The organism is Acidovorax sp. Root219, assembly GCF_001428665.1.
In the GTDB taxonomy this organism is placed as follows: Bacteria; Pseudomonadota; Gammaproteobacteria; order Burkholderiales; family Burkholderiaceae_C; genus Acidovorax.
Genome location: NZ_LMIJ01000001.1, coordinates 42,973 through 66,230 on the forward strand (window position 1 = coordinate 42,973; position 23,258 = coordinate 66,230).

Consider the following 23,258-nt stretch of genomic DNA (forward strand, 5'->3'; position numbering starts at 1 on the left):
TTCCTGAGGGTGGCCCCTGCCGGTATCCCGAATCAGGGTTTCACGCTGGCTTCAGCTCCCGCTCCACGGCGAAGCACAAGCACCACCACGGCGATCGAAGCCACATAGGTGCCACCCAGAAAGACGAGCGCGCCAAGGCTCTGGGGGCCCTTCCCCAGACCCTGGGCAATGCTCGAAAAATCCCACAGGGCGTGCAAAGCCATCGCCACCCACAGGCTGCCGGTGAGCCGGCGCACGAGGTACAGCCCCGTGCCCGCGCAAAAGGCCAGAACGACCTGCACCAGGGCCGCCGCGCCCAGGCCGAAGAAGGCGTTGGTGGCGTGCAGCAGGCCAAACAGCGCGCTCGACCAGAACCACACCCACGCCTCGGACCGCAGCGAGTGGCGCAGGCCCACCAGCAGAATGCCGCGGTGGACCATTTCTTCGCAGAACCCCACCAGCAGCATGGCGGCGGCCAGCACCAGCACGTGTTCCATGCCGATTGCCGCCCATGCCGTGCTGTACAGGTTCATGCCGATGAACCCGAGCATGGGCACCAGCACTGCGGCCAGGAATACCGGCTGGCGCAGCGGTGGTTCGCGGGTCGCCTGAGGCCACCACCCTGCCAGCCCATTGAAGGCGCACAGCACGATGGCCGCAATGCCCAGTGGCACGATGACGCCCCGCAGCAGGTTCGCCTGCGAACCCAGCGCTGCATAGTCGATGCCCAGGTAAGTCCATGCAGCGAAAACCCAGCCCATATAGGCAAAGTACACGCCCAGACCGATCCACCAACGGGGTTGAATGCGCATGCGCTCTCCTGCAGCCAGGCGGTCAAAAAATCGCAACCAACACTGCAGCGACAAGCACCCAGGCGCATGCCCACACCAACAGCCCAAGACCCATTCCCAGCGCGGCCAGGCGTCCAACGCCCAACTTGGCCCTGAACCACGCGGCCTGAATGCCTACCATCCATACGAATGCCATCGCGCACGCAACCCCTCCCGCCATGCCAAAGCCCCGCCCAGGCATTTGCGTCGCGATGAGGCCCAGCGAAACGACCAGCGCGAACGGCGATGTCAGGTAACACTGTGCGAAGAAGGGCGGCCGCAACGTCGTGCGGGATGCTGCCTGCCTTCGCCTTCGCAACAGCAGCACCGCGGCCGTCAGCGGGACAAGGCTGAAAAGCAGGCTGCGAAAAAGAAGCAGGTTCTGCGGCGAGTCCAGGAGTTCCTTGGCCAGAGGCGGAGCGTCCGACGCCTGTGCAACGTGCAAAGCCATCGCCACCCCGTTGGTAAGCAGCAGTGTGATCAACAGCAGCAAGGGCGGGCTCACCGCGTCATCGTAGGCCAGGGGCTTGTCCGAGGCCTCTTCATGCTCGGCGTACTCCATGGCCTGCAGGGGCTTGAAGACAATCCTCAGCAGCGTTCGGGGGTAGAAGAACAGCAGCGCGATCGCCTCGAAGACAAACTCCTCCAGGCTGCGCATCAACTTCATCAGATCCATAAACTCCTCCGAAAGCGCGCCACGCGCGCGCCGTGGATCAACACATGGGGGCATCCGACTGGACAGTTTGTCCAGCGATCCAGCGTGAACCCTGCCTAAGATCCGCAGCACACCAGCCATGTTGCATGATCAAAAAAACAAGGGAGAACGACTTGGGATATTTTGACGGCTTTGATGCGAGCCACTGGAAAACGACCGACAAGGCGTGGATGGCAGAACGCACTCTCCAATGGCTGGAGATAGAGCCGCTGCTGTACCTGCTGGACAAGAACAAGAAGGCCAGGGCCATCATCAAGAGGTACTTTCTCAAGGGCACGCTGCCTGAATGGGAGAAGCTGCACGACTGGAACCGGAGTTCCACGACACGGCATCTGGACCTGATGCTCTTTCTGTACCTGCACCCCTGCAAGGATGAAGCGGTGCTGCGCCCCTTGCGCGACATGTTCATGGACAACCCCCATGCGTTGCCAGCCGACCGGTTGATGGGTTTCACCGAACTGTGCTTGCACATAGGCCTCGTTCTGCCCGCTACGGGCGGCACCCACATGTTCCAGCAATCCGAACTGGAAAGGGAGATACCGCAATCGATGGTGCACCTTGCCCAGGCGCGGGAACCTTACGCGGACTGCAAGGTGATCGTTGCGCACACGGACGACAGCAACGAGCGCCTGTTCAATCTGATGTGGCCCGAGGACGCTACCCAGCGCCACGTGCGCTTGCCCGTGACACGCAACACCTATTCCTTCAAAGCGCCCCGCTACCCGGTGGATTTTGAGGAGTTTCCTCTGCTGCCCCTACCTCTCGATCTGGACCAATTGTGGACCATGAGCAAATGGCTGGCGTCGCCAAAAGCCCTGGCGCCCGGCGCCCGCGACATGCTGTTCCAGTACGAGCGGCCGCTGGAGGTCTGGTACCACTTCTGCGCACGGGAGGAAGTTTCTAGCAAAGCGGCATGGCGGGAACTGCTGCTGATCGCGGTGTACCGCATCTTCCATTTCGACCAGCAAGCGGAAGGCGAAGACAGCCCCCGCACGCGCTTCGTGGCGCGGATCAAGGCGATCTTCGAACAACGCGAATTCTCGCCATCGTTCCAGGCACTGCTGGCAGTCGTCAGGAACGGCGAAGCAGTGGTCGAAGACCCTTGGTCGAACGATGCGAAAGTGGTCTCGCCCGAACTCTATACCGGCATCCGCCACAGCAGCTGAGAAGCCAAGGGCTACAGACCAAAGGCGACAAGGCAGTGCTGTAGCACGGCAAGGCGGACCAACGAAGTTAGACGGTTGAAGACAAATCCGTAGGAGGGCTTCAATGCCCCCCGAACCGCCCCACCTGCGCGAGCCCGCCCGCCAGGCTCCACAGGGTGATGCACCACCCGTCGCAGCCCTCGCTGACCACCAGCCCTGGCAGTTGGGTGGCTTGGTCGATATCGGCAAAGCTGACGGGCTTGCCGGGTACCTCGCCAAGGTACGACACGCCACTGCCGTTTTTCGTGAACACATGGTGCCTGCGCGCATGGTAGAACGCGGCGCGATCCTCCACCACCCGCCCGGGCACGATGATGGCCACAGTTGGGCTGCCAGGCTGGCTCACCACCGATGCCGTGGCGAGCTTCAATTGCCGCTGCACCGCGCCAAACCGCTTGGTATCTGAGCCCAGCAGCGCCGCAATGGCCTCCACCTCCGGTGCAGAGATACGGCGCGTGGCCCACCGGGTGGCGCGCACTGGTGCCGTGGAAAAAAGCCCGAACTGCCGTGTGTCCGACTTGGGCACTTCGCCCTGCACCGAGGCTTCTGCCGAATCCCATTGCTCCTGCCCCGAAGCGTTCTTGGGCACTTCCATCTTGCACTGGTACTGCACGCCGGTCTGGGTGGAAAAGACACCACGGCCCGCATTGCAGTGGCGCGCCAGTGCCCGGACATGGGCGGGATCATCGAACTGCACTACCACCGATCCATCATCGGGCGACAGCCATGCGAAGAAAAGGCCGGGGCGCGCGCTGTGGCTTTCCTTGGCCTCACCGGCAACCGATGGCGCGACGACGGCCAGGCCAAGAATGAGTGCCGTGATTGCCCGCTGAAGCAGCCGCATGGTGTTTTCCCCCGCAATGGATCTCGCAAAGCCAGCAGGATAAGCGCAACACTGTGGCCACGGCCAGAACAAGCTGACGCAGCCGGTGCGTCCCACCCCTCCTTCGGCGAGAATCAGCAACCTAGTCTGCCCGCCCCTCTGTCCCCCTGTCTGCCTCCCCGTGCGCCATCGATCCAAATGAAGGGCTTCATCCTCACGCGCAACTGGCGGGACACACCGGCGGGCACCGAAATCGAATACTGGCTTGCGACCGACACCGGCCCGCTGAAGGTGCTGCTGACCGGCCAGACCTCGGTGGCCTTTGTCGAGGCGCGGCACAAGGGCACGGTGGATGCCCAGCTCATGGCCCTGCCGGACGTGGAGTTGCGTGCGCTGGACCTCAAGAGCTTTCAGCAGGAGCCTGTGATCGGGGTCTATGCCAAGCACTTTCGCCAGCTGGGGCGCCTGGCGCGCTCGCTGCAGCAGTTGGGCATATCGCTGCTCGAAGCCGATGTGCGCCCGCACGAGCGCTACCTGATGGAGCGCTTCATCACCGCCGGCGTGCTGGTGGAGGGCGGGCGCACTGAGAACGGCGCCCGCGTGGACTGCAGGCTGGCGCCTGCGCCCGACTACCGGCCGGCGCTGAAAGTCGTGTCGCTGGACATCGAGACCAGCCAGCACCAGGCGCTGTACTCCATTGCGCTCGACGGCATGGCCGAGCGCGTGGTGTACATGCTGGGCGAGCCGCCCTCCGAGCCTGCGGAGCCCGAGGGCTTTGCGCTCGTCTACTGCCCCACGCGCCAAGCCATGATCGAGCAGCTCAACGACTGGTTCGAGCGCAACGACCCGGACGTGCTCATCGGCTGGAACGTGATCCAGTTCGACCTGCACGTGCTGCAAAAGACCGCCGATGAATGCGCCACGCCGCTGCTGATGGGCCGCGAGCGCCGGCCCATCGCTTGGCGCACGCACCCGGGCAAGCAGGGCTACCTCTTCGCGCCCATGCCCGGCCGCGTGGTCATCGACGGCATCGAGGCGCTGCGCGCTGCGGTGTGGAGCTTTTCTTCGTTCAGCCTCGAGAACGTCTCGCAGCAACTGCTGGGCGAGGGCAAGGAGATCGGCGACGAGTACGACAAAATGGCCGAGATCGAGCGCCGCTACCAGCACGACAAGCCCGCGCTGGCCACTTACAACATCCGCGATTGCGAGCTGGTGCTGCGCATCTTCGAGAAAACGCGGCTGCTGCAGTTTGCGATGGAGCGCGCCCACACCACCGGCCTGCAGATGGACCACTTCGGTGGTTCCATCGCCGCGTTCAGCCACCACTACCTGCCGCGCATGCACCGCCTGGGCTATGTGGCGCCCAATGTGGGCGAGATAGAGGGCCAATCGTCGCCCGGCGGCTACGTGATGGATTCGAAGCCCGGCTTCTACGACTCTGTGGTGGTGCTCGACTACAAGAGCCTGTACCCCTCGATCATCCGCACCTTCCTGGTCGACCCGGTGGGGTACGTGGAAGGCATGCACGCCAGCGATGCGGCACCGCTCATCCAGGGCCCGCTGGGCACGCGCTTCTCGCGCGACAGGCACTGCCTGCCAGAGATCGTCACCACCCTCTGGCGCGCGCGCGACGAGGCCAAGCGCACCAAGAACGAGCCCCTGTCCCAGGCGCTCAAGCTGGTGATGAACTCCTTTGCCGGGGTGCTGGGGGCGTCGGAATGCCGCTTCTTCAACCCGCAGGTGATTTCAGCGATCACCCTGCGCGGCCATGAGATGGTGAAGCTCACCCGCGAGTTCGTCGAGAAGCGCGGGTACCAGGCGATCTACGGCGATACCGACTCGATCTTCATCTGGCTCGGGCGCACCCACACCAACGCCGAGGCGCACGCCGTGGCAGCGGAGCTGGTCAGGGACATCAACACGTGGTGGACACGCAGGCTGCGCGAAGAACAGAACCTCGACAACCACCTCGAAATCGAATTCGACACGCACTACAAGAAGTTCTTCATGCCCACCATCCGCGGTTCGGACGTGGGCAGCAAGAAGCGCTACGCCGGCCTGAGCTTGGACACCCAGGGCAAGGAGGAGATGGTCTACCGCGGCCTGGAGATGGCCCGCAGCGACTGGACGCCCCTGGCCCGGCAGTTCCAGGAAGGCCTGCTCTCGCGCGTCTTCCAGGGCGCACCCTACCGCGAGTTCGTGGCCGACTACGCGCAGGCCACGCTGGCGGGCGACAAGGACGACCTGCTCGTCTACCGCAAGCGCCTGCGCCACCGCCTGGACGCCTACGTCGCCAACGTGCCCCCGCAGGTGCGCGCAGCGCGCATGGCCGACGAGTACAACACCCGCATGAACCGCCCCCAGCAGTACCAGAGCGGCGGCTGGATCCGCTACGTCATGACCCGCAACGGGCCGGAACCACTGGAAGCGCGCCATTCGCCCATCGACTACGGGCACTACCTGGGCAAGCAGCTGCAGCCGATTGCGGATGCCATTTTGCAGCCGCTGGGGGAGAGCTTTGCCGCGTTGACTTCGGCACAGCAGGACCTTTTCTAGACGTGTTCAACCGCCAGCCACTGGCGCTAGTTGCGAACGCCTCCCCCAGTTGCGCATTTCGGTCACTGCAGGAAAGTCTGTGCGAATTCGATTGGTCAGCGTGAACTGGACACACAGACCGGCCCTCGTGGACACTCCCAGGTCGCGGACGACGAGCATCTGGTCAGCTTCGCTGAGTCGCCTTCTTGGGTGATGCAGGGCACGGGTGCGTACAGCTAGACTTCCGCTATCGGACGAGGCTGTGTGAAAACGTCGATGGCTGACTTTTGCGGGGGTACTTCAACCATTGCTCGCATCGAGATCGTGCGTTGTAGGCCGTTCTGAGCGGTCGATTTCTGAGAAGGCCAGCAACACCAGGGCGTATGGCGCGTTTTCACACAGCCTCGGCCAGAAGCGGTCGTTCGTAAGGGAAGCTAGGTTGCATGCAAACGCATAAAGTAACGTCGCGCGATGGAAGTTTAGCGACGCTGTATCAAGCAGCATCGGGGCTGTGGGCGTGTCCCATATGCGGAAGCAGTGAGCTTTCGACGGCCCCATATTTCGATAATGGTGCCGCGTCGTTCGAAATGTGTAGCTGCGGCTTTGAGTTCGGGTTTGACGACGATCCGAATGCGTCATCACACGCCGTCCAATGTGTGCAAGGCAACTGGCAGCTATGGCGCACAAATTTTCTCGCTCGTTTTGTTGGGCATCCGCAGGCAATGGCCGAGGTTTCGTTACGCTTGCGAGCCATCGGTGTAGAAACCAGTCAGTAGAACTGCGGCAATCGGCCAAAAGCGGCCGGTCACTGCAAATGAAGCGACGTTCAACGTCGGAGTTGACCGGCGCGCTGGGTGAGGCGCCGGGAGACTCACGCTTCCGCGTATGACTCATTGCGCCTTGCCGGTGCGTGTCCGCGTCGAATGACCTGTTATTCGCATTATCGTCTCCGCTCGCCGCGGTGGAACTGCGTTGGGTCGTCCCCTATGACACTGCGCCACGTCTTCGAGCGCACCCCAGCTCGCAAGATGCGAAAGCGGGTGTACCGACTGGGTATCCACTTGCCGTCGTCGCTCAGTCGCATGGATGGCACCGTTCGACCGTCCGGATTGAACTCCCAATGGTCCTTCAGGAAGGTGTAGACGTCCCGATTTCTGGGGGGATTGTCAAAGAGCTTCACGGGACTCCATTGATGTCCCTCGAACGTAAGGCCCCATTCGCTACGCGCGCCTTCTTCTGTTGGATTCCGGCCGAGTTTTAGGAGTATCCACTGCTCCCCCGTATCTTGGCGCTCAATATGAAGCCACATCAGGGCAGCGTCGAAGCGTATCGGCCGCCCGTCTTCCTGCGTATGCCACGCGAGAAGGCGCACGTCCTTCACCTCACCCGACGCCAATCCCTCGGTCGCGGCCTGTACTAACTCTGAATAGTTCCACGGCGGGAGTTGGTCCAAGGTGTCTTCGCTAGCCCTCGCCTGCAAAAGGACGAACGCCATACCCGCCGCGAGAAATTGCCGTCTGGTCATCGTGCCGTACAACGTAATGAATATCGCAAAACCTGCGGGATAAACTGGACCGAGCGGGATATTCGGGACACTGATTCCTCCTAGCAGGCTGAAGAAATACTGTTTTCGGATCGGAAATTTGTTCGATTCGAGGGTGTCTTACCCCTTGCCAGCATCAGAAAAGTCGCTTGTAGCGCGTTCTACGAGGTCGAAGATTTTTGGGAAACGCTGGCCGGGAGGTATTTCTTCAGCCTGCTAGAAGTGGTTTGCAGCTGGGGCTTGCGATCAGCGCACTGTTCACTTAGACAGCACGTTTTTGGACTGTCAGGCAGCGGGGTGGCGCTGAACGGTAGCTCAGCAGTATTGTTGCCCAGAGGCCGCTTCGGGCCCGAGTTGGACGGCTGTTTTAGGCAAGAGCGAAAGGCAGCTTTGGGCCCAAAGCCGACGCTGGGCTCTATTCCCCAAAGCGGTCATGGATCCAAAATCGGCTTGACCACAGTCTGAAACGTGCCGTCATAAAGCCCGTTCCCTGCCTGCTAGCAGGCTATAGTTTGCCTCGCTGAAAGTTGCAGGGTTTCGGGAATTTTGTACCGGCCCGTTTGAGTAGTCCTGCACCTGTAGCCACAGACTGCAAGCCACCTACAGGAGGAATAAGTGTCCAGAATCTCCCGCACGGTCCAGTACATCCAACGGGTTTTGCGGAATGCATGAAGTCAGATCGCATGTGGGGCATCGGCTTTCGCTCGTTGTTGCCTGGCTGGGTGCCGTGCTCGTTGGCGTGCTGCTTTTTTATCAGCAATGGTGGGGCGAGCTGTTTGGCCATTTGCTCTCAGGACTCACGCACGGGCAGCAGTCCGCCTTTGTCGGCATCGCCCAACTTGTAGTTTGCGCGGCTCTCATCGCGGTGACTGCGCGCCATCGAGTCCTTGGGTTTTCGCTGATCAGTTTTTTCTTTTCTGAGTGTTTTTTGGTGCTCGGTATCTGGCGCTACAACCAACAGTATTCTCCGGATCACATCGTCTACTCGATGTACTCATTCGCTGAGACAGCTTTAACGATGGTCTTCTTCGCAGGCATGTCGTGGTGTTGGTGGCGGTGCATATCTGACGGGAAGGTGAAAAATGCAACCTAACCTGAAGGCCAACGCCGACTGCTTACGTGCGCCGGCCCCGGAGGCTTGGGGAGCAAGTCGCGGGTTAACCGTGTGTTGAGCGTCCGCTCCTTTTGCCGCCACCGGCCGCTTCTGGCCGATGGCCCCCATCGTATCAGCGGCTGCCACGGGCCCCTTGCGGCCACCGCTTCAGGACGAGCGCGTCTTGCCGATAACCAGAAGGTTACGATGAAAAGCCTCCTCGCTCTGCTGCTGGTCAGCGCCTGCTTCCAGGCGCAGTCCGCCAACCTGCCTCCCTGCGACAAGGCGGTGCGTTTCAGTGCGGCTTGGTTCGCCGACCCGGAAGTGGACAACGCCAAACCGGCCGCCGAACTGACGAAGATCGGCGCGGGCGCCGGCCGCAGCGGTACGCAACTCGGCCACGTCGTTGTCGAGACCAAGCTGGCGGTGATGCCGCAGACCAGTTGCCAGGGCGTCGTCGTGCGGCTGGATTACATCAAACCGGTGCTGCGCGTGGCCAGCGAGATCCCGCCGGGCAGCTGTGCCTATGCGCATGTGATGAAACACGAGCAGACGCATGTGCGCATTCACCGCGACATCGCGCGCCAGTTCCGCGAGCTGGACTATCCCTGGGCCTCGGGCGGCAACAGCGTGGGCATCCTGGTCTACGCGAAACAAGAACTCGACCGCCTGATGCAAGCCCAGGTGATGTTCGACAACCCCGAGGAATACGCCAGCAACTTCAGCGCGTGCGGTGGTGAGATTGCGCGGCTGGTCAAGCCCGCGGCGTCTACCAAGTCGGGGCAGACACCGGGGTAAGGCAACCGCCTTCCGCGAAGGCTGATTGGTCGCGCCTTGGGCTGGACCAGACTGATGCCGACGGTCAGGCTTGCTGCCGCCGAGACCGGAGTGAGCCACCGCGCCGACCTTCGACTGCGCCACTTGTTCCGCCCCCACACCCAACAGGCGTGTGGGTAAAGAGCCACTCGCGTGGCTCACGGGTCGTCGGCACATGAGTCAAAAGCGGCTTACTTCTACACCGGCGCCAATACTCTGACCGATGGCAGCCATCGTACACGCGGCAGCCACGGGCCCGAAGCGGACGGTTATTCACTCCCAGTTATACGCCTTCAACTCAAGTCCGTTTGTCCACCCTTCAAGATCGAAACGGCGACGTTCAAGCTCCTCTAAAAAATCACCAAGTGAAGTAGCTATTAGAGCGTACTCAGGCGAGCGGCGCGATACAAAGAAGATCTGCTTGTCAGATGTTGAACAAGCATAGTGATTACCGCCGTCATCCTGAGCAAAGATGACATGCCCAGCCAACTCTCCACGATCAATAACGTGTATCCACTCTGCGCGAAAGCTCAGTACTTCGGCGATATCGCCGTAGCCGGTCGCGGTCAGGAACGCCTCGACGCTCTCGGGAACTGGCATTTCCCCGCCGGTACCTGCGCTTGGTCGGTGGTACGGCCCAAACCGTTTAAACAACGGATGCGTTCGCAACCACGTCTTTCGCTTGCCGGTCATCAAACGAGCGATAAAGTCATTGATCTGCGTTTCAGCCATGTCCCTCCAATGTCTGCTTGTGGCCGAGGCTGTGTGAAAACGCGCGTTGCGCCCTTGACCTGCCAGTCGACTCAGAAATCGACCGCTCAGATCGGCCTAAAACGCACGATCTCGATGCGAGCAAGGGTTGAAGTACCCCTGCAAAAGTCGTCTATCGACGTTTTCACACAGCCTCGGCCGATAGCGGAAATCTAGCCCAGCGCTTCAACATGCGCCCGACAACGATGTTTGCTCAGCCGCCAACAAATGTCCGGTGTGCGTGTTGTCGAATTCGATGCTAACAGTGCCGAACCGATGTCCAAGAGCGCCGCACGACGCACTATTGGCAGACCGCCAGCCAGCCCACCCAGGGCAGCGGCAGTGCAGTCGACCCACAGCAACTGGTTCTTCACCGCCCAACTCACCCCGGCATCCAGGCAGGCTTGAACGCCGCATGGAACCCGAACGGCACCACCTGCGGCAAATGCAGCGTGGCCAGGCACTGCATGCTGGCCGGGTCGATCACGCCGATCACCGTGCCCTCGTCGCCTTCGGCCAGCGTGGGCACCAGCAGCACGCCATCGTCCTCGGCGGGGGAGCCGGGGCGATCCACGAACAGGGGCTCCAGCTGCACGGCGGCCTCGCGCTGCCAGGTGCCGGCGATGCGGCCGCCGTCCAGGTCGAGTTTCACCGTGCGGTCGAACATGGGCGCCTTGCCATCGGGGTCGAAGCCGGCAAACCAGGCATGGCGCGATTGCTTCTTGCCCCAGTAGGCGCCATGCACGGCGGGCAGCTCCACGCTGGCGCCTTCGACCAGCGGCCGGGGCTGCGCATCGCTGCGGCCGGGCTCCAGCCGGTAGCGCTGCACGCGGTGCTGCACGCCGATGGGCTGGCCGGCGCGCAGCCGATCCAGGCGCAGCGCGCTGAAGATCTCGGGGCCATCGGTGGTGCACAGGTCCAGCACCAGGGTGGCGGGCGTGCGCCCGTCCTGGCTGGGCTCGTCCCAGGCCTGCACGGCATGAAAACTGGCCATGGCCGGCACCACCCAGCTGCGCACGCTGCCATCGGTGAGCGAGACGGCGTCGATGCGCGAACCCGTGGCCGCATTCCACTTGAAGTTGTCGATGAAGCCCTTGCCCGCCAACGCCAGCTTGATGGCATTGACCCGCATGGCCGGCTGCCACACCAGGGCGTGCGTGGGCGTCATGGCAAAGGCATGCAGGTAGCCCGCCTGCCGCACGGACCAGCGCCCCACCACCTCGCGCCGCCGGCTGCCCGCCACGATCTTGAACAGCTTGTAGGTGCACTTGGGGCCCATCTCCACGCCCACGTTCCAGTAGGTGCCCTGCGCGTCCGTGATGCCATGGGCCGACATGACGTGGACCACCTCGGCATCGTCGTACACGATGCGCCCCGTGGTGGCCAGCGTGTCGGGGTCGAAGCTGGTGAGCAGCGGCGTTTCGGTCTGCGCCACCCACTGCGAGCCGATGCGCGCCATCACCACCGCCCCGTTGTCCGTCACGATCGGGTGGCGCAGGTTGCGCAGGCGCGAAAACAGCCCTGCCGGGTCGGCCGTGCCAAAGGCACTGCGCGCCGGCTTGCGCGCCGCCAGGCTCTCGCGCAGGTCATCGGTCTGCAGGTAGCGGCTGCGGTAGGTGGCGCTGGCGCCCCCCACATCGCCCGGCGCCAGCCGCACCCGGTGCAGCATGGCCAGGCCATCGAACCAGTGTTCGTAACTGCCATGGGGCAAGTCCCACAGCGCCGGGCCATTGAGGAGCAGGCTGCCGCCGATGAGCCACGGGGGGATCTGGCCGCGGACTTCGACCGGGGTGTCGGGGAGCTCGCGGGCGGTGGATTGGAGGCCGCGCAGGCGGGTGGTGAAGTGTGAAAGCATAGCGCTGGCAGCCGTTGAAGCAAGGGGCATGGACTATGTTGGGTGAACCAAGTTGCAGCTTCCCATGATGAATCAAACGGAGCCGCTACGACAGTCTTTTATCGCAACAATGATCATTCTTTGCATTTCAGGCGACATCACTTATATTCATCGCCTAAGCCCCAATCCATTCCATAGAATTTACCAAAAATTTATATTATTAAAATAATATAGAAAAACAGAAATAAATAATCACATGATGGAGAATTTCATGGAAAACGAAATTTATGAAACAATTGCAACAGTAGACCCAATAACAAAATTTACAAAAAACACCATTTTACGCATAACATCAAAATGCTTCACTCTTCAATCAATGCAAGGCTCTCATGGCGAAACTTATTTAAATTCATTTGAGGGCACTGCTTTAGCAATCAGCTTTCGAGATGACAATGGCCACCATACCACAGGCTCTGCGACGATTGTTGGGCCAGGCGTCGCAATTTCTGCGAAACATGTGATTGAAGAATGGCTGGATGACATCACGCAGAGCGACACCGCCATAGTGGGCCAAGGAGTATCCAAAATTGGCCTGGAGCTGTGGAACATAGAGAAAGTAACGCTACTAGATTCGACCGATTTAGCGATACTTTCAATCAAACGATGCTCCGAACTCCCAGACAATTTAGAAATTTACACAACACACATAACAACAAGAACTCCCGCAATCGGAGATAAGGTGCTCTTAACAGGATTTTCCGCAGATCGACGTACTGCGACGGCACACGACCCTCTTGGCATCAATGTAACTTTACGCCTTTGCCACGGCGAAGTTGTAGAGGTTTGGCACAAAGGAAGAGATCGAATAATGCTGCCCGGCCCTTCCTTCGCAGTGAACTGTCCTGCCTTTGGCGGAATGAGCGGAGGCGCAGTTTTTGATCATCACGGCCATCTCACCGGAATAGTTTCATCTTCGATGGAAGGTGATGAGATTGCTTATGTATCTCATATATGGCCTGCGTTAGTGACAAAATTTGAACCCACCTGGCCCAGGATAAGCAATTCAACATACTTACTCAGCATGGGCGCAAAAAAATGCGTTCGCATTCATAGACCAGACGCCTTTACGCCAGACATAAAAGAAGGACAATTTGCAATTACCTATACGCCTTGGAGTTAGAACAAAGTCAGAGTTAATTTTTTTCGCGCCCCCGCACCTGCCCCCTGAACCCCCAGTTGTTCTCCAACCCTACATTCACCGCCTTCCCGCCGTCTTCGAACTTCAGCGTGACCACGGTGACCTCGCCGTCCGCCACCGAGCGTGAGATGAGCTGAAAGCTCTGCGCGTCGAGCCAGTGGCCCTTGATGGCGATGACGGCGTTGGGGCCCTGCGGAGCAGTGCGGTACTTGCCGTCCAGGCCCAGCGGTCCGGTGACCGGCTCGCGCGGCAGATCGGGGCGGCTGCTGTCGAAGGTGACTTCGTAGCGCGGGTTGGCGGGCGTGAGGTCGAGCAGCAGGCGCTGGATGCCCATGCCGTTGCGCTCCAGCAGCCAGGCCTTGCGCGAGATGGTGGCGGCCAGTTCGGGCGTGGTGATGGGGGTGGCGCTGGGCTTTTCGACCCCGGCGTCGCGGATGCGGGCGGCCAGTTGGTCCTGCGCGGTGGCGTCGGCAGGCAGGGGCTCGCGCGAGTGCGCGGCGGCGGTGATGTGGTCGATGAACGCCGGCAGCGGGTAGTTGCGCCGGCCCGTGACGGCGACGACCACGTCGATGTCGGGCAGCACCACGATGAGCTGGCGGTTGAAGCCGGCTGTGAAGTAGGCGCGCTTGGACGGGATGCTCCACCAGCCGTTGGCGTATTTGAAAACCGGTGCTGCACTGCCAAAGCCCATGTCCACCGTGGGATGGAAAACCTGCTCCACCCAGGCGGCGGGCAGCAGTTGGCGGCCGTTCCACTGGCCCCGACGCAGGTAGAGGTAGCCGATGCGCGCCATGTCGCGCGGGTGCAGGTACAGGCCCCAGCCGCCGACCTCGATGCCCTGCGGGTCCTTGCGCCAGCGCACGTCGGTGATGCCCAGGGGGCCGAACAGGCGCTTTTGCGCATAGGCCAGGGTGCTGCCGCCGGTCTTTTGCGCCACGATGGCCGAGAGCAGGTGGGTGTTGCCGCTGTTGTAGTTGAAGCCCGCACCGGGCGCCTGGGCCATGGGGCGGTCGAGCACGAAGCCCTGCCAGTCGCGCGCGCGGCCCAGCTGCAGCATGGTCTCGGGCACAGCGTCGCTGAGCGGCTCGATCCAACTCAAACCCGAGGTCATGTCGAGCAGGTGGCCCAGGGTCATGGCCTTCTTGGAGGCGTCGGCGTTGGCGACCTTGCGGCCTTCAAAGAAGTCGAGCACGGGCGCGTCGCGCGAGGCGATCAGCCCGTCCTGGATGGCCATGCCGGTGAGCGTGGCGACGATACCCTTGGTGGTGGAGTTGACGGCGTGCTTGAGCCCCTCGCGGTAGGGGGCGTAGAAAGCCTCGGCCACCAGGCTGCCGTGGCGGGTGACGAGCAGGCTGTCCATGCCCTGCGCGGCGCCGAAGTCGATGAGCTTGGCCAGGGCCGCAGAGTCCATGCCCTGGGCCTCGGGCGTGCTCTCGGCCCAGTCGTCACCGGGCCAGAGGGTGGTGGCTGCGGTAGTCGTCGCCGATGCAGCGGATGATGCAGGCGCCGCTGCGTCCTGCGCGGCCACGGTGAAGGGCGCGGCGGCGCTGGCCAGCAGCACGGCAGTGGCCTGCCTGCGGTTGATCGCTGCGGCTGCTGATGATTTACCCGTCGTCTTGTCATGCCAGTGCATTGCCATCGCCAGCCTCCCTCAGTGTTTGTTGTGCAGGAATCATATGCGCCCTGCGGCGCGGGCTAGGCCCTCCTTTTGGGGGAGCGTGGCCGCTTTTCCACAGGGGGTGGAGGTGGTGGCACCAGACCTTCGCAGGCTGCACGCAGCCACGCCAGCACGGTGTTGAAGGCATCACCATCGTCCACGGCCGCGCGCGGCGCCATGAGCTGGTAGCAGCTGCCATCGGCCACAAAACCGCGCGGCGCGCACAGCACGCCGCTGGCCAGGTCGTCAGCCACCAGGGCCAGCGGGCCGATGGCCACGCCGGCACCGGCCACGGCGGCCTGCAGGCTCTGGTAGAAGTGCTCGAAGCGGATGGCGCGCGTGGGCTGCAGGGGCGTGCCGGCCAGCGCAGCCCAGCTCTCCCACGCGCCCGGCCGCGTGGCGGTGTGCAGCAGCACGCCCTGCAGGGCTGCGCCTTGTTGCGGCCCGAGGGTGGCGGCCACATCGGGGCGGCACACGGGGCCGATGTATTCGTGCACGAAGGGCTCGGCCACCACGTCGTCGGCCAGCGCAAAGTCGTTGCGGCGAATGGCCAGGTCGATGCCGTCGCGCTCGAAGTGCACCACGCCCCCAGCCGACACCAGGCGCAGCTCGCGCTCGCCCCCCACGGCGGCCTGCAGCTGCGCCAGCCGCGGTATGAGCCAGCGGATCAGCAAGGTGGGCTCGCACGACAGCACCAGCGGCCGGCCCGGCCCCGCCGTGCGGCGCGCACGGGCCAGGGCCGCGCGCAGGCGGTCCAGCGCGCCGGCCACATCCTCGGCCAGCACCTGGGCGGTGGGCGTGGGCACCACGGCGCGGCTGCTGCGCTGGAACAGGTCAAAGCCCAGATCGCCCTCCAGCTCGCGCACGGCACGGCTGACGGCGCCGTCGGTCAGGTGCAGCTCGCGCGCAGCGCGCGACACGCTGCCGTGGCGCACCGTGGCCTCGAAGGCGCGCAGGGCGGACAGCGGGGGCAGGCGGGTGTCTGGAGACATGGCTTGGTGGTTGAGTTTTGCTCAATCATGCATGAGATCAAATCGATTTTCTGAAAGCGCTTGCCCAGGCACAGTGTCGGCATTCCATTGATTGAGTCTCAAGAAACCCGATGACAGCAGCGACAACGACTCACCCCCTGCCCCTGGCCATCACCATGGGCGACCCGGCGGGCATCGGCCCCGAGATCATTGCCAAGTGGGCGATGGGGGCGCTGGCGGGCAACCGCCACGTGCACCCTTTTATCGTGCTGGGCGACGTGGGCACCCTGCAGCGCGCGGCAGCCATGGTGGGCGCACCGCTGCAGTTGCGCGCCGTGGGCGATGACCTGCATGGGATGCGCGAAGCACTGCAGCAAGGCGCCCTGCCCGTGTTGCAGGCCTGCACACCGCTGCCCGCCGACTTGCCCATGGGCCGGGTGGACGCACGTGCCGGCGCCGCAGCGCATGCCTGCGTGCAGCGCGCCATCGACCTGGCGCTGGCGGGCAGCGTGGCCGGCATCGTGACCGCGCCGCTGCACAAGGAGGCGCTGCGCGCCGCTGGCGTGCGGCACCCGGGCCACACCGAGATGCTGGCCGAGCGCGCCGGCACCACCGAATTCGCGATGATGCTGGCCAATGGCGAGCTGCGGGTGCTGCTGGTGTCCATCCACCTCTCGCTGCGCGATGCGATTGCCGCCGTGACGCCCCAGAACGAGCTGCGCGCCATACGCCTGGCGCACCGTGCCTGCCGCGCCTACGGCATTGCACACCCGCGCGTGGCGGTGGCGGGGCTCAACCCGCATGCAGGCGAAGGCGGGCTGTTCGGCCGCGAAGACCAGGACACCATTGCCCCCGCCATTGCCGCTGCGCGCGCCGAGGGCATCGACGCCACGGGCCCCTGGCCGGGGGACACAGTGTTCATGCGAGCACGCCAGGGCGACTTCGACATCGTGGTGGCGCAGTACCACGACCAGGGCCTGATCCCCGTGAAGTACCTGGGGGTGGACCAGGGCGTGAACATCACCGTGGGCCTGCCCTTTGTGCGCACCTCGGTGGACCACGGCACGGCCTTCGACATCGCGGGCACGGGCCGTGCCGATGCGGCCAGCCTGGGGCATGCGGTGGAGCAGGCGGAGGCCATGGCCGTGGCCTCTTCCATGCAGCCGGCCATGGTGGTGACCACGCAGGTGCAACCACCACCTGCCCCTCCATTGCCGGAATTCATCTTCATGCTCACCCGGCACGACAAGACCATCGCCGACGCCCTGGAGCAGTTGCCCACGGTGCTGGCCGCCGGGGTGCGGCACATCGGCTTCAAGGACATCGGCCTGCCCTGGGCCGCGCTGCAGCGCCTGGCCGATGCCATCCGCGCGGCCGGCGCGGTGAGCTACCTGGAGGTGGTGAGCCAGGACGCGGCGAGTGAGCTCGCATCGGCCCGCGCCGCCGGGGCGCTGGGGGTGGACGTGCTGATGGGCGGCACCCGGCCCGAGGCGGTGCTGCCGTTGCTGCGCAGCACCCCCATCCGCTACTACCCGTTTGCCGGCCAGGTGGTGGGGCACCCCAGCGTGCTGCAGGGCACCGTGGCGGACGTGGTGGCCAGCGCGCGCCGCATTGCCGCGCTGGAGGGCGTGCACGGGCTGGACCTGCTGGCCTACCGGTTTGAGGGTGACTCTGCGGACGTGCCCGCGCTCATAGCCGCCGTGTGCGCGGCGGTGGGCAAACCAGTGGTGGTGGCCGGGTCCATCGACCGGGCCGAGCGCATCGCAGCCGTGGTGGCAGGCCGGGCGGCAGGCTTTACCGTGGGCACGGCAGCGCTCGACGGCACCTTTGAAGCCACAGGCTTGGGACCGCATGGGCTGACAGGGCAGCTGCGCGCCATCCAGACCGTGCTGCACGATGCAGCGGCGCAAGCCTGAGGCAGGCCGCCCAGGCGCACATGGCGCAACCAAGGCAGTTCGCACTACAATAAGAAAATGCTATTTTAAAAATTGAATTTATTTTAATTTAAACAATAGTTATTCTTGAAAATTTGCATTTGAAAGGCACGACCCCATGACCCTCAACTGGAAGACCGCCGCCGCCGGTGCCTTGCTCGCCTTGGGCGTCCTGCATATCGTGATGGGCTTGGTAAGGTTCAAACAGCCGTTCCTGGCGGCACTGTCCGACGGACTGCTGGACGCATTCAAGACCGACGACAGCCGTCGCCTCGCGTTGTGGTTCACCCTGTTGGGGCCGGTGCTGATGCTGTGTGGCCACCTCGCGCTGCGGGCCGCCGCCAGCGGGGATGTGCACACCCTGGGACTGATGGGCGTGTACCTGCTGGTTGCCGCGTTGGTGGGTATCGTGGCCTTCCCGGCATCGCCCCTGTGGGCGTTGCTCGTGGTCGCAGGGGTGTTGTTCGCGACGGGGCAACGCTGGCTTGCGTGATCGCCATGCCGTGGCGATTTCCCGCAGAGAGGGAGGCTGCGTACTGGAGTCGCCCGGGCTTCAGCCCCTGTAGTGGAGCTTCGGTGGGTTTCAGTCAGCGCCGCGTCGCTCGACACCGGCCAACAGGCCACCCAAAGCGAGCTTGATGGCATCGAGTTCGCCCGCGCCGATCAACCCCGCCCACTGCCCCTCGATGCGGCTACCAGCCGCCATGGCCAGCGGCCGGATCTGCTGCCCCCGCGCGGTGAGGAACACCAGGCGCGAGCGCTTGTCGCTGGGGCTGGGCCGGCGCTCCACATAGCCGAGCTTTTCCAGCTCGTCCACCGTCTGCGCCATGGACTGCTTGCGCACGTGCGCGCGCAGCGTGAGTTCGCTCACCGGCATGCCCTCGGAGGGGACAAAGGTGAACACACTGGCATGCGCTGCGCGCACGTCGCCAAAGCCGGCCTCGGCCAGGGCCTCGTCCACCGCGCCCGCGAACTGCTGGTGCAGCAGGCGCAGCAGCACGCCCAGCGAGCCGGGGGTGGCGAAGGTGGCAGTTGCGGAGGGTGTCGATGGGTTCATGGCAATATTTGACAGGCACCTGTCTATTTCAATAAACTAGACAGGTACCTTACCACTTTGCAAGGAGCAGTCCATGCCCACTGTGACCATTCTCGATTCGCAGATGCACTACGAAGACACCGGCGCCCCTGCGGGGAGTGCCGGCCCGACCTGGGTGTTCCTGCACGGCAACCCCGCCTCGTCGCGCCTGTGGCGCAAGGTGCTGCCACGCACGCAGGTGCTGGGCCGCTGCCTGGCGCCCGACCTGATCGGCATGGGGCAATCCGGCAAGCCGGACATCGTGTACAGCTACGACGATCATGCGCGCTACCTCGCGGCGTGGTTCGACGCGCTGGACCTACAGGAAGTCGTGCTCGTGGGCATCGACTGGGGTGCGTCGCTCGCCTTCGACTGGGCGCGCAGGCATGCACACCGGGTGCGCGGCATCGCCTTCATGGAGACCATCGTCAAGCCCATGTCCTGGGCGGACTTCCCTGCAGCGGCGCGGCCGCGCTTCGAGGCGTTTCGCACGCCGGGCATGGGGGAGCAGTTGGTCATGGAGCTGAACCAGTTCCTCGCCGGCTCGCTCACTGCCACGGTGCTCACGCCCCTGTCTGCGGCCGACCGCGCGGTGTACGAGGTGCCCTACCCCACGCCCGCAAGCCGGCGCCCGCTGCTGGCCTGGCCGCGCGCCATGCCGCTCGAAGGCTCGCCCGCCGACGTGGTTGCGCGGGTGGAGGCCTATGGCGCGTGGCTGGCCGGCTCGACCGATGTGCCCAAGCTGCTGCTCACCTTCACCGGGTCGCCCACGCTGATGATCGGCCCGGCCATGGAGGCCTGGTGCCGTGAGCACATTGCCAGCCTGGAAGTACAGGCCTGCGGCGATGCCGGCCACATGGCACCCGAGGACCAGCCCGGGCGCATTGCCGATGCGCTGGTGGCCTGGGCAGGTACCGCCCTGCCTTCGGCTGCCGCTACTGCTTCTGGATCCCGGCCTGCTGGATCACATCGCCCCAGCGCTTGATCTCGCGCGCAAAGAAGTCGGCCTGCGCCTGGGGTGTGCCGCCGCTGGCCTGCACACCGAGCTGCAGCAGCCGCGCCTTGACCTCGGGCGTGTTGAGCGCAGCATTGGTCTCCTTGTTCAGCCGCGCAATGATGTCGGGCGGCGTGTTGGCCGGGGCGGCAAAGGCGTTCCACGAGGCCACGTTGAACCCCGGAGCGCCGCTCTCGGCCACGGTGGGGACCTTGGGCAACGCGGGCGAACGCTTCTCGCCCATCACGGCCAGGGCATTGAGCGTGTTGCCCGAGATCTGCGCCAGCACCGGCGCCAGAATCTCAACGCCCGCATCCACCTGCTCGCCCAGCAGCGCGCTGACCACGGCCGAGGTGCTGTTGAACGGCACGATGGTCACATCGATGCCCAGGCTGCGCTTGAACAGCTCGGCCGCCAGGTGCTGGGTGCTGCCGATGTTGATGGTGCCGATGTTGAGCTTGCCGGGGTTGGCCCTGGCATAGGCCAGCAGCGCGGCGATGTCCTTGAAGCGGGACTTGCCACCCGTGACCAGGGCGATGTCGAAGGTGCCCAGCATGGACACCGGGGTGAAACTCTTGACCGGGTCGAACGGCAGGCTCTTGAACAGGCCCGCGCTCACCGCGTTGCCGTTGGACATGAGCAGCAGCGTGCGGCCATCAGGCGCCGCCTTGGCCACGGCGTCTGCCGCAACGATGCCGCCCGCGCCGGGCTTGTTGTCCACCACGATGCTCTGGCCCGTGGCCTCGGTCATCTTCTGCGCCACGGTGCGCGCCGTGAGGTCGGCCACGCCGCCGGGGCCGAAGGGCACAACCAGGCGGATGGGGCGCTTGTCGGCGGGCTGCGCTGCCACGCCCGTGCCAGCCATGGCAACAGCCAGCAACAGGAAAGCCCGGCGCTCAGGGATCAAAGGAAAAGTCATGCATTGCACTATGACAAAAACCGGATTGTGCTGCCACCCCGCCCGCGCACTGGGAGCTATGCCCCATCGGCATGGGTACCCCGGATTCCTCGGACCGTAAGGGGGACACCTGCGCGGGCGATACCATTGGGGCTTCCGATCCCCGCATTCGCCCCTTTCCCCATGAAAAACGCCACCGAATTCGCCCCCGGCCTTGTTGTCCAGGGCATAGCCGCCCCGCTGTCCCTGTCGAGCTACAAGCTCATTGCCTTCGACATGGACTCCACCCTGATCAACATCGAGTGCGTGGACGAGATCGCCGACGCCGCCGGCCGCAAGGCCGAGGTGGCCGCCATCACCGAGGCGGCCATGCAGGGCATCATCACCGACTACAAGGAAAGCCTGCGCCAGCGCGTGGCCCTGCTCAAGGGCGTGACCGTGGCCCACATGGAGCAGGTGTTCAGCGAGCGCCTGCGCTTCAACCCCGGCGCGAAAGAGCTGGTCAGCGCCGCCAAGTCCGCGGGCCTGACCACGCTCTTGGTCTCGGGCGGCTTCACCTTCTTTGCCGACCGCGTGAAGGCCGGCCTGGGCATTGATTTCGCGCGCTCCAACATGCTGGAGGTGCAGGACGGCCTGCTCACCGGCCGCATGCTGGACCAGGCCTGGGGCGACATCTGCGATGGTGCCGAAAAGCGCCGCACGCTGCTCGAAGTGGCCTCGCTCATGGGCATCGACCCATCGCAGGCGATCGCCGTGGGCGACGGCGCTAACGACCTGCCCATGATGGGTGCGGCCGGCCTCTCGGTGGCCTACCATGCCAAGCCCGCCGTGCGCGCGCAGGCCAAAGTCGCAATCAACGAAGGCGGCCTCGACCGCCTGCTGGAAGTGCTGCGCTGATCGCCACTGCCCTGCCCCTTCGCGCCTGGCAATCGCTGCGCCAGGGCTGGCGCCAGCACCTGGGCACTTTGCTGCTGGCCGTGCTGGTGGTGGCCGGCATCGATGCCTGGCGCACGCGCGACCTGCCCACAGGCCCCGCGCCGGATGCGGCCATCACCCTGGCCGATGGCACCACCACCACACTGGACGAATGGCGCGCAATGCACCCTGGCCGCGCCGTGGCCCTGCATTTCTGGGCCGACTGGTGCCCGGTGTGCAAGATCGAAGAGCCCTCCGTGGCCTCCCTCTCGGCCGACTGGCCCGTGCTCGGCATTGCCATGCAGTCCGGCCCCGCCGCGCGCGTTGCCCAGGTGCAGCGCCAGCGCGGCATGCCCTGGCCTACTGCGGTGGACCCGCAGGCAGAACTGTCGCGCGCCTGGGGTGTGCGCGTGGTGCCGGCGCTCGTCGTTGTGGATGCGCAGGGCCACATGCGCTTTGCCACCACGGGCTACACGCCCGGCTGGGGCATGCGCTGGCGGCTGTGGTGGGCGCAGGTGCTGCCGCGCTGGGGTGCCTTGGCGGGCTGAGCCGGGTGGCTGGTCAGCGTGGCACTAGGTCGGCCATCTGCCGAGCCTCCGCCTGCACCCACTCCATGAAGGCCAGTTGACCCGGCGTGCCCGGGCGGTCCTTGTCGGTGCATAGAAAGTAGCCGCGCGCGGTCGAGACCGGCAGGTCGAAGGGGATCACCAGTTCGCCGCTCTGCAGTTCGCGCTCGATCAGGCAGGGCTGGGTGATGGCGATGCCCACGCCCTCCTTGGCTGCGAAGATCAGGTTCATGCTCAGGTCGTAGCCGGGGCCGAGTTTGAGCTCGCGCTGCAGGCCGGCGGCGTTGGCCCAGCGCGCCCAGTTGTCGGGGAAGTTGGTGTGGTGCAGCAGCACCTCACGCGCCAGGTCGGCCGGGCGCTTGAGGCGCGGCGCCACCTGCGGGGCACACACGGGGATGATGTCGCGCCCCATCAGGTACGTGGCCTGCAGGCGCGCGGGCCAGCGGCGGCGCGGGCGCTTCACGTCGATCCATACGTCCACATCGTCGCGGCTGAAGTCCTCGTCGTGGCGGAACTGGCGCATCTCGATGTCCAGGCCCGGGTGGCGCGCCTGGAAGCGCGGCAGGCGCGGCAGCAGCCACTTGGTGCCCAGCGTGGGGATGACCGACAGGCGCAGCGTGCCCGGCGCGCGCGGCGCCACGAACAGCGCGGTGGCCGATTCAAGCGCCATCACATGCCGCTCGGTCAACTGGCGCAGCTGGCGACCGCGCTCGCTGAGCAGCACGCCCTGGGGCGAGCGCTCGAACAACCGGCAGTCGCCGAGGTGCTGCTCCAGCCGCTGCACGGCGCGGCTCACGGCCGCCTGGGTCACGCACAGGTCCTCGGCCGCCTGGCGAAAACTGCCCAGCCGGCACACGGCCAGAAAGGCATGGAGTTCGACCAGGGAGGGAGAGCGCAGTTTCATGGATGCGGAGCGGGAGGGTGATG

The 23,258-nt window shown here is 64.4% G+C and carries 21 protein-coding genes; 10 read left to right on the forward strand and 11 right to left on the reverse strand.

Annotated elements, in window-relative coordinates; all coding sequences use genetic code 11:
* Positions 1-32: 32 nt before the first annotated feature.
* Both ASE28_RS00180 and ASE28_RS00185 read right to left on the reverse strand, forming a co-directional pair.
* Positions 33-791, reverse strand: coding sequence for a CPBP family intramembrane glutamic endopeptidase (locus ASE28_RS00180; RefSeq protein WP_057204772.1), 759 nt, complete (start codon positions 789-791; stop codon positions 33-35).
* A 22-nt stretch (positions 792-813) separates the two neighbouring features.
* A complete protein-coding gene (locus ASE28_RS00185; RefSeq protein WP_057263631.1) occupies positions 814-1,485 on the reverse strand; it encodes a hypothetical protein in 672 nt (223 codons plus the stop codon).
* Between the two features lie 125 nt (positions 1,486-1,610).
* Here ASE28_RS00185 and ASE28_RS00190 point away from each other — a divergent pair, with 125 nt between their 5' ends.
* Positions 1,611-2,690 (forward strand): hypothetical protein, encoded by a 1,080-nt coding sequence (locus tag ASE28_RS00190; RefSeq protein ID WP_157421785.1) that lies wholly within the window; start codon positions 1,611-1,613, stop codon positions 2,688-2,690.
* A gap of 100 nt (positions 2,691-2,790) precedes the next feature.
* Here ASE28_RS00190 and ASE28_RS00195 read toward each other — a convergent pair whose 3' ends face one another.
* Complete coding sequence (locus ASE28_RS00195) at positions 2,791-3,573, reverse strand: hypothetical protein (RefSeq protein ID WP_057263635.1); 783 nt, start codon at positions 3,571-3,573, stop codon at positions 2,791-2,793.
* A 177-nt stretch (positions 3,574-3,750) separates the two neighbouring features.
* On the opposite strand from ASE28_RS00195, the gene ASE28_RS00200 reads away from it, so the two are divergent.
* Positions 3,751-6,108: a DNA polymerase II gene (locus ASE28_RS00200; protein WP_082607782.1), complete on the forward strand. Its 2,358-nt coding sequence runs from the start codon at positions 3,751-3,753 to the stop codon at positions 6,106-6,108.
* 919 nt (positions 6,109-7,027) lie between these two features.
* Here the strand turns inward: ASE28_RS00200 and ASE28_RS32415 are convergent.
* Positions 7,028-7,540, reverse strand: a complete 513-nt coding sequence (locus tag ASE28_RS32415; protein WP_162262223.1) for a hypothetical protein — start codon at positions 7,538-7,540, stop codon at positions 7,028-7,030.
* A gap of 754 nt (positions 7,541-8,294) precedes the next feature.
* Here ASE28_RS32415 and ASE28_RS00210 point away from each other — a divergent pair.
* Positions 8,295-8,723, forward strand: a complete 429-nt coding sequence (locus tag ASE28_RS00210) for a hypothetical protein (protein WP_157421786.1) — start codon at positions 8,295-8,297, stop codon at positions 8,721-8,723.
* 207 nt (positions 8,724-8,930) lie between these two features.
* Positions 8,931-9,521 carry a hypothetical protein gene (locus ASE28_RS00215; RefSeq protein ID WP_057263641.1) on the forward strand — a complete coding sequence of 197 codons (591 nt, stop codon included), beginning with the start codon at positions 8,931-8,933 and terminating at the stop codon, positions 9,519-9,521.
* A gap of 291 nt (positions 9,522-9,812) precedes the next feature.
* On the opposite strand, the gene ASE28_RS31745 is transcribed toward ASE28_RS00215, so the two are convergent.
* A complete protein-coding gene (locus ASE28_RS31745) occupies positions 9,813-10,271 on the reverse strand; it encodes an SMI1/KNR4 family protein (RefSeq protein WP_157421787.1) in 459 nt (152 codons plus the stop codon).
* 400 nt (positions 10,272-10,671) lie between these two features.
* The gene (locus ASE28_RS00220) at positions 10,672-12,144 is read right to left on the reverse strand and encodes a carotenoid oxygenase family protein (protein WP_057263643.1); all 1,473 of its coding nucleotides are present in this window, start codon (positions 12,142-12,144) and stop codon (positions 10,672-10,674) included.
* A 250-nt stretch (positions 12,145-12,394) separates the two neighbouring features.
* Here ASE28_RS00220 and ASE28_RS31080 point away from each other — a divergent pair, with 250 nt between their 5' ends.
* Positions 12,395-13,303 (forward strand): trypsin-like peptidase domain-containing protein, encoded by a 909-nt coding sequence (locus ASE28_RS31080; RefSeq protein ID WP_162262224.1) that lies wholly within the window; start codon positions 12,395-12,397, stop codon positions 13,301-13,303.
* Positions 13,304-13,316: 13 nt separating this feature from the next.
* Here ASE28_RS31080 and ASE28_RS00225 read toward each other — a convergent pair whose 3' ends face one another.
* Both ASE28_RS00225 and ASE28_RS00230 read right to left on the reverse strand, forming a co-directional pair.
* Positions 13,317-14,960: a serine hydrolase gene (locus ASE28_RS00225; protein WP_057263646.1), complete on the reverse strand. Its 1,644-nt coding sequence runs from the start codon at positions 14,958-14,960 to the stop codon at positions 13,317-13,319.
* A 56-nt stretch (positions 14,961-15,016) separates the two neighbouring features.
* A complete protein-coding gene (locus ASE28_RS00230; protein ID WP_082607785.1) occupies positions 15,017-15,970 on the reverse strand; it encodes a LysR family transcriptional regulator in 954 nt (317 codons plus the stop codon).
* Positions 15,971-16,080: 110 nt separating this feature from the next.
* Between ASE28_RS00230 and pdxA the strand changes: the two genes are divergently transcribed.
* Together pdxA and ASE28_RS00240 are read left to right on the forward strand one after the other, a co-directional pair.
* A complete protein-coding gene (gene pdxA, locus ASE28_RS00235) occupies positions 16,081-17,865 on the forward strand; it encodes a 4-hydroxythreonine-4-phosphate dehydrogenase PdxA (protein ID WP_057263648.1) in 1,785 nt (594 codons plus the stop codon).
* 136 nt (positions 17,866-18,001) lie between these two features.
* Complete coding sequence (locus ASE28_RS00240; protein WP_057204180.1) at positions 18,002-18,376, forward strand: DUF6463 family protein; 375 nt, start codon at positions 18,002-18,004, stop codon at positions 18,374-18,376.
* Positions 18,377-18,466: 90 nt separating this feature from the next.
* Here ASE28_RS00240 and ASE28_RS00245 read toward each other — a convergent pair whose 3' ends face one another.
* Positions 18,467-18,940 (reverse strand): MarR family winged helix-turn-helix transcriptional regulator, encoded by a 474-nt coding sequence (locus ASE28_RS00245; RefSeq protein ID WP_057263649.1) that lies wholly within the window; start codon positions 18,938-18,940, stop codon positions 18,467-18,469.
* A gap of 73 nt (positions 18,941-19,013) precedes the next feature.
* Here ASE28_RS00245 and ASE28_RS00250 point away from each other — a divergent pair, with 73 nt between their 5' ends.
* The gene (locus ASE28_RS00250) at positions 19,014-19,943 is read left to right on the forward strand and encodes a haloalkane dehalogenase (RefSeq protein WP_057263651.1); all 930 of its coding nucleotides are present in this window, start codon (positions 19,014-19,016) and stop codon (positions 19,941-19,943) included.
* On the opposite strand, the gene ASE28_RS00255 is transcribed toward ASE28_RS00250, so the two are convergent.
* On the reverse strand, positions 19,894-20,871 hold the full coding sequence (locus ASE28_RS00255; protein WP_057263655.1) for a tripartite tricarboxylate transporter substrate binding protein: 978 nt from the start codon (positions 20,869-20,871) through the stop codon (positions 19,894-19,896). The genes ASE28_RS00250 and ASE28_RS00255 overlap by 50 nt on opposite strands.
* Before the next feature lie 162 nt (positions 20,872-21,033).
* Between ASE28_RS00255 and serB the strand changes: the two genes are divergently transcribed.
* Both serB and ASE28_RS00265 read left to right on the forward strand, forming a co-directional pair.
* The gene (gene serB / locus ASE28_RS00260; RefSeq protein ID WP_057263657.1) at positions 21,034-21,747 is read left to right on the forward strand and encodes a phosphoserine phosphatase SerB; all 714 of its coding nucleotides are present in this window, start codon (positions 21,034-21,036) and stop codon (positions 21,745-21,747) included.
* A 68-nt stretch (positions 21,748-21,815) separates the two neighbouring features.
* Positions 21,816-22,313 (forward strand): redoxin domain-containing protein, encoded by a 498-nt coding sequence (locus ASE28_RS00265; RefSeq protein ID WP_082607786.1) that lies wholly within the window; start codon positions 21,816-21,818, stop codon positions 22,311-22,313.
* Positions 22,314-22,326: 13 nt separating this feature from the next.
* Here ASE28_RS00265 and ASE28_RS00270 read toward each other — a convergent pair whose 3' ends face one another.
* Positions 22,327-23,235 carry a LysR substrate-binding domain-containing protein gene (locus ASE28_RS00270; RefSeq protein ID WP_057263661.1) on the reverse strand — a complete coding sequence of 303 codons (909 nt, stop codon included), beginning with the start codon at positions 23,233-23,235 and terminating at the stop codon, positions 22,327-22,329.
* Positions 23,236-23,258: the final 23 nt, after the last annotated feature.

What these genes read in the sequence shown, in the direction of transcription:
- ASE28_RS00180 (WP_057204772.1), bottom strand. Translation starts at nt 791, where the DNA reads ATGCGCATTCAACCCCGTTGGTGGATCGGTCTGGGCGTGTACTTTGCC.
- ASE28_RS00185 (WP_057263631.1), bottom strand. Translation starts at nt 1,485, where the DNA reads ATGGATCTGATGAAGTTGATGCGCAGCCTGGAGGAGTTTGTCTTCGAG.
- ASE28_RS00190 (WP_157421785.1), top strand. Translation starts at nt 1,611, where the DNA reads ATGATCAAAAAAACAAGGGAGAACGACTTGGGATATTTTGACGGCTTT.
- ASE28_RS00195 (WP_057263635.1), bottom strand. Translation starts at nt 3,573, where the DNA reads ATGCGGCTGCTTCAGCGGGCAATCACGGCACTCATTCTTGGCCTGGCC.
- ASE28_RS00200 (WP_082607782.1), top strand. Translation starts at nt 3,751, where the DNA reads ATGAAGGGCTTCATCCTCACGCGCAACTGGCGGGACACACCGGCGGGC.
- ASE28_RS00210 (WP_157421786.1), top strand. Translation starts at nt 8,295, where the DNA reads ATGCATGAAGTCAGATCGCATGTGGGGCATCGGCTTTCGCTCGTTGTT.
- ASE28_RS00215 (WP_057263641.1), top strand. Translation starts at nt 8,931, where the DNA reads ATGAAAAGCCTCCTCGCTCTGCTGCTGGTCAGCGCCTGCTTCCAGGCG.
- ASE28_RS31745 (WP_157421787.1), bottom strand. Translation starts at nt 10,271, where the DNA reads ATGGCTGAAACGCAGATCAATGACTTTATCGCTCGTTTGATGACCGGC.
- ASE28_RS00220 (WP_057263643.1), bottom strand. Translation starts at nt 12,144, where the DNA reads ATGCTTTCACACTTCACCACCCGCCTGCGCGGCCTCCAATCCACCGCC.
- ASE28_RS31080 (WP_162262224.1), top strand. Translation starts at nt 12,395, where the DNA reads ATGGAAAACGAAATTTATGAAACAATTGCAACAGTAGACCCAATAACA.
- ASE28_RS00225 (WP_057263646.1), bottom strand. Translation starts at nt 14,960, where the DNA reads ATGGCAATGCACTGGCATGACAAGACGACGGGTAAATCATCAGCAGCC.
- ASE28_RS00230 (WP_082607785.1), bottom strand. Translation starts at nt 15,970, where the DNA reads ATGTCTCCAGACACCCGCCTGCCCCCGCTGTCCGCCCTGCGCGCCTTC.
- pdxA (WP_057263648.1), top strand. Translation starts at nt 16,081, where the DNA reads ATGACAGCAGCGACAACGACTCACCCCCTGCCCCTGGCCATCACCATG.
- ASE28_RS00240 (WP_057204180.1), top strand. Translation starts at nt 18,002, where the DNA reads ATGACCCTCAACTGGAAGACCGCCGCCGCCGGTGCCTTGCTCGCCTTG.
- ASE28_RS00245 (WP_057263649.1), bottom strand. Translation starts at nt 18,940, where the DNA reads ATGAACCCATCGACACCCTCCGCAACTGCCACCTTCGCCACCCCCGGC.
- ASE28_RS00250 (WP_057263651.1), top strand. Translation starts at nt 19,014, where the DNA reads ATGCCCACTGTGACCATTCTCGATTCGCAGATGCACTACGAAGACACC.
- ASE28_RS00255 (WP_057263655.1), bottom strand. Translation starts at nt 20,871, where the DNA reads ATGACTTTTCCTTTGATCCCTGAGCGCCGGGCTTTCCTGTTGCTGGCT.
- serB (WP_057263657.1), top strand. Translation starts at nt 21,034, where the DNA reads ATGAAAAACGCCACCGAATTCGCCCCCGGCCTTGTTGTCCAGGGCATA.
- ASE28_RS00270 (WP_057263661.1), bottom strand. Translation starts at nt 23,235, where the DNA reads ATGAAACTGCGCTCTCCCTCCCTGGTCGAACTCCATGCCTTTCTGGCC.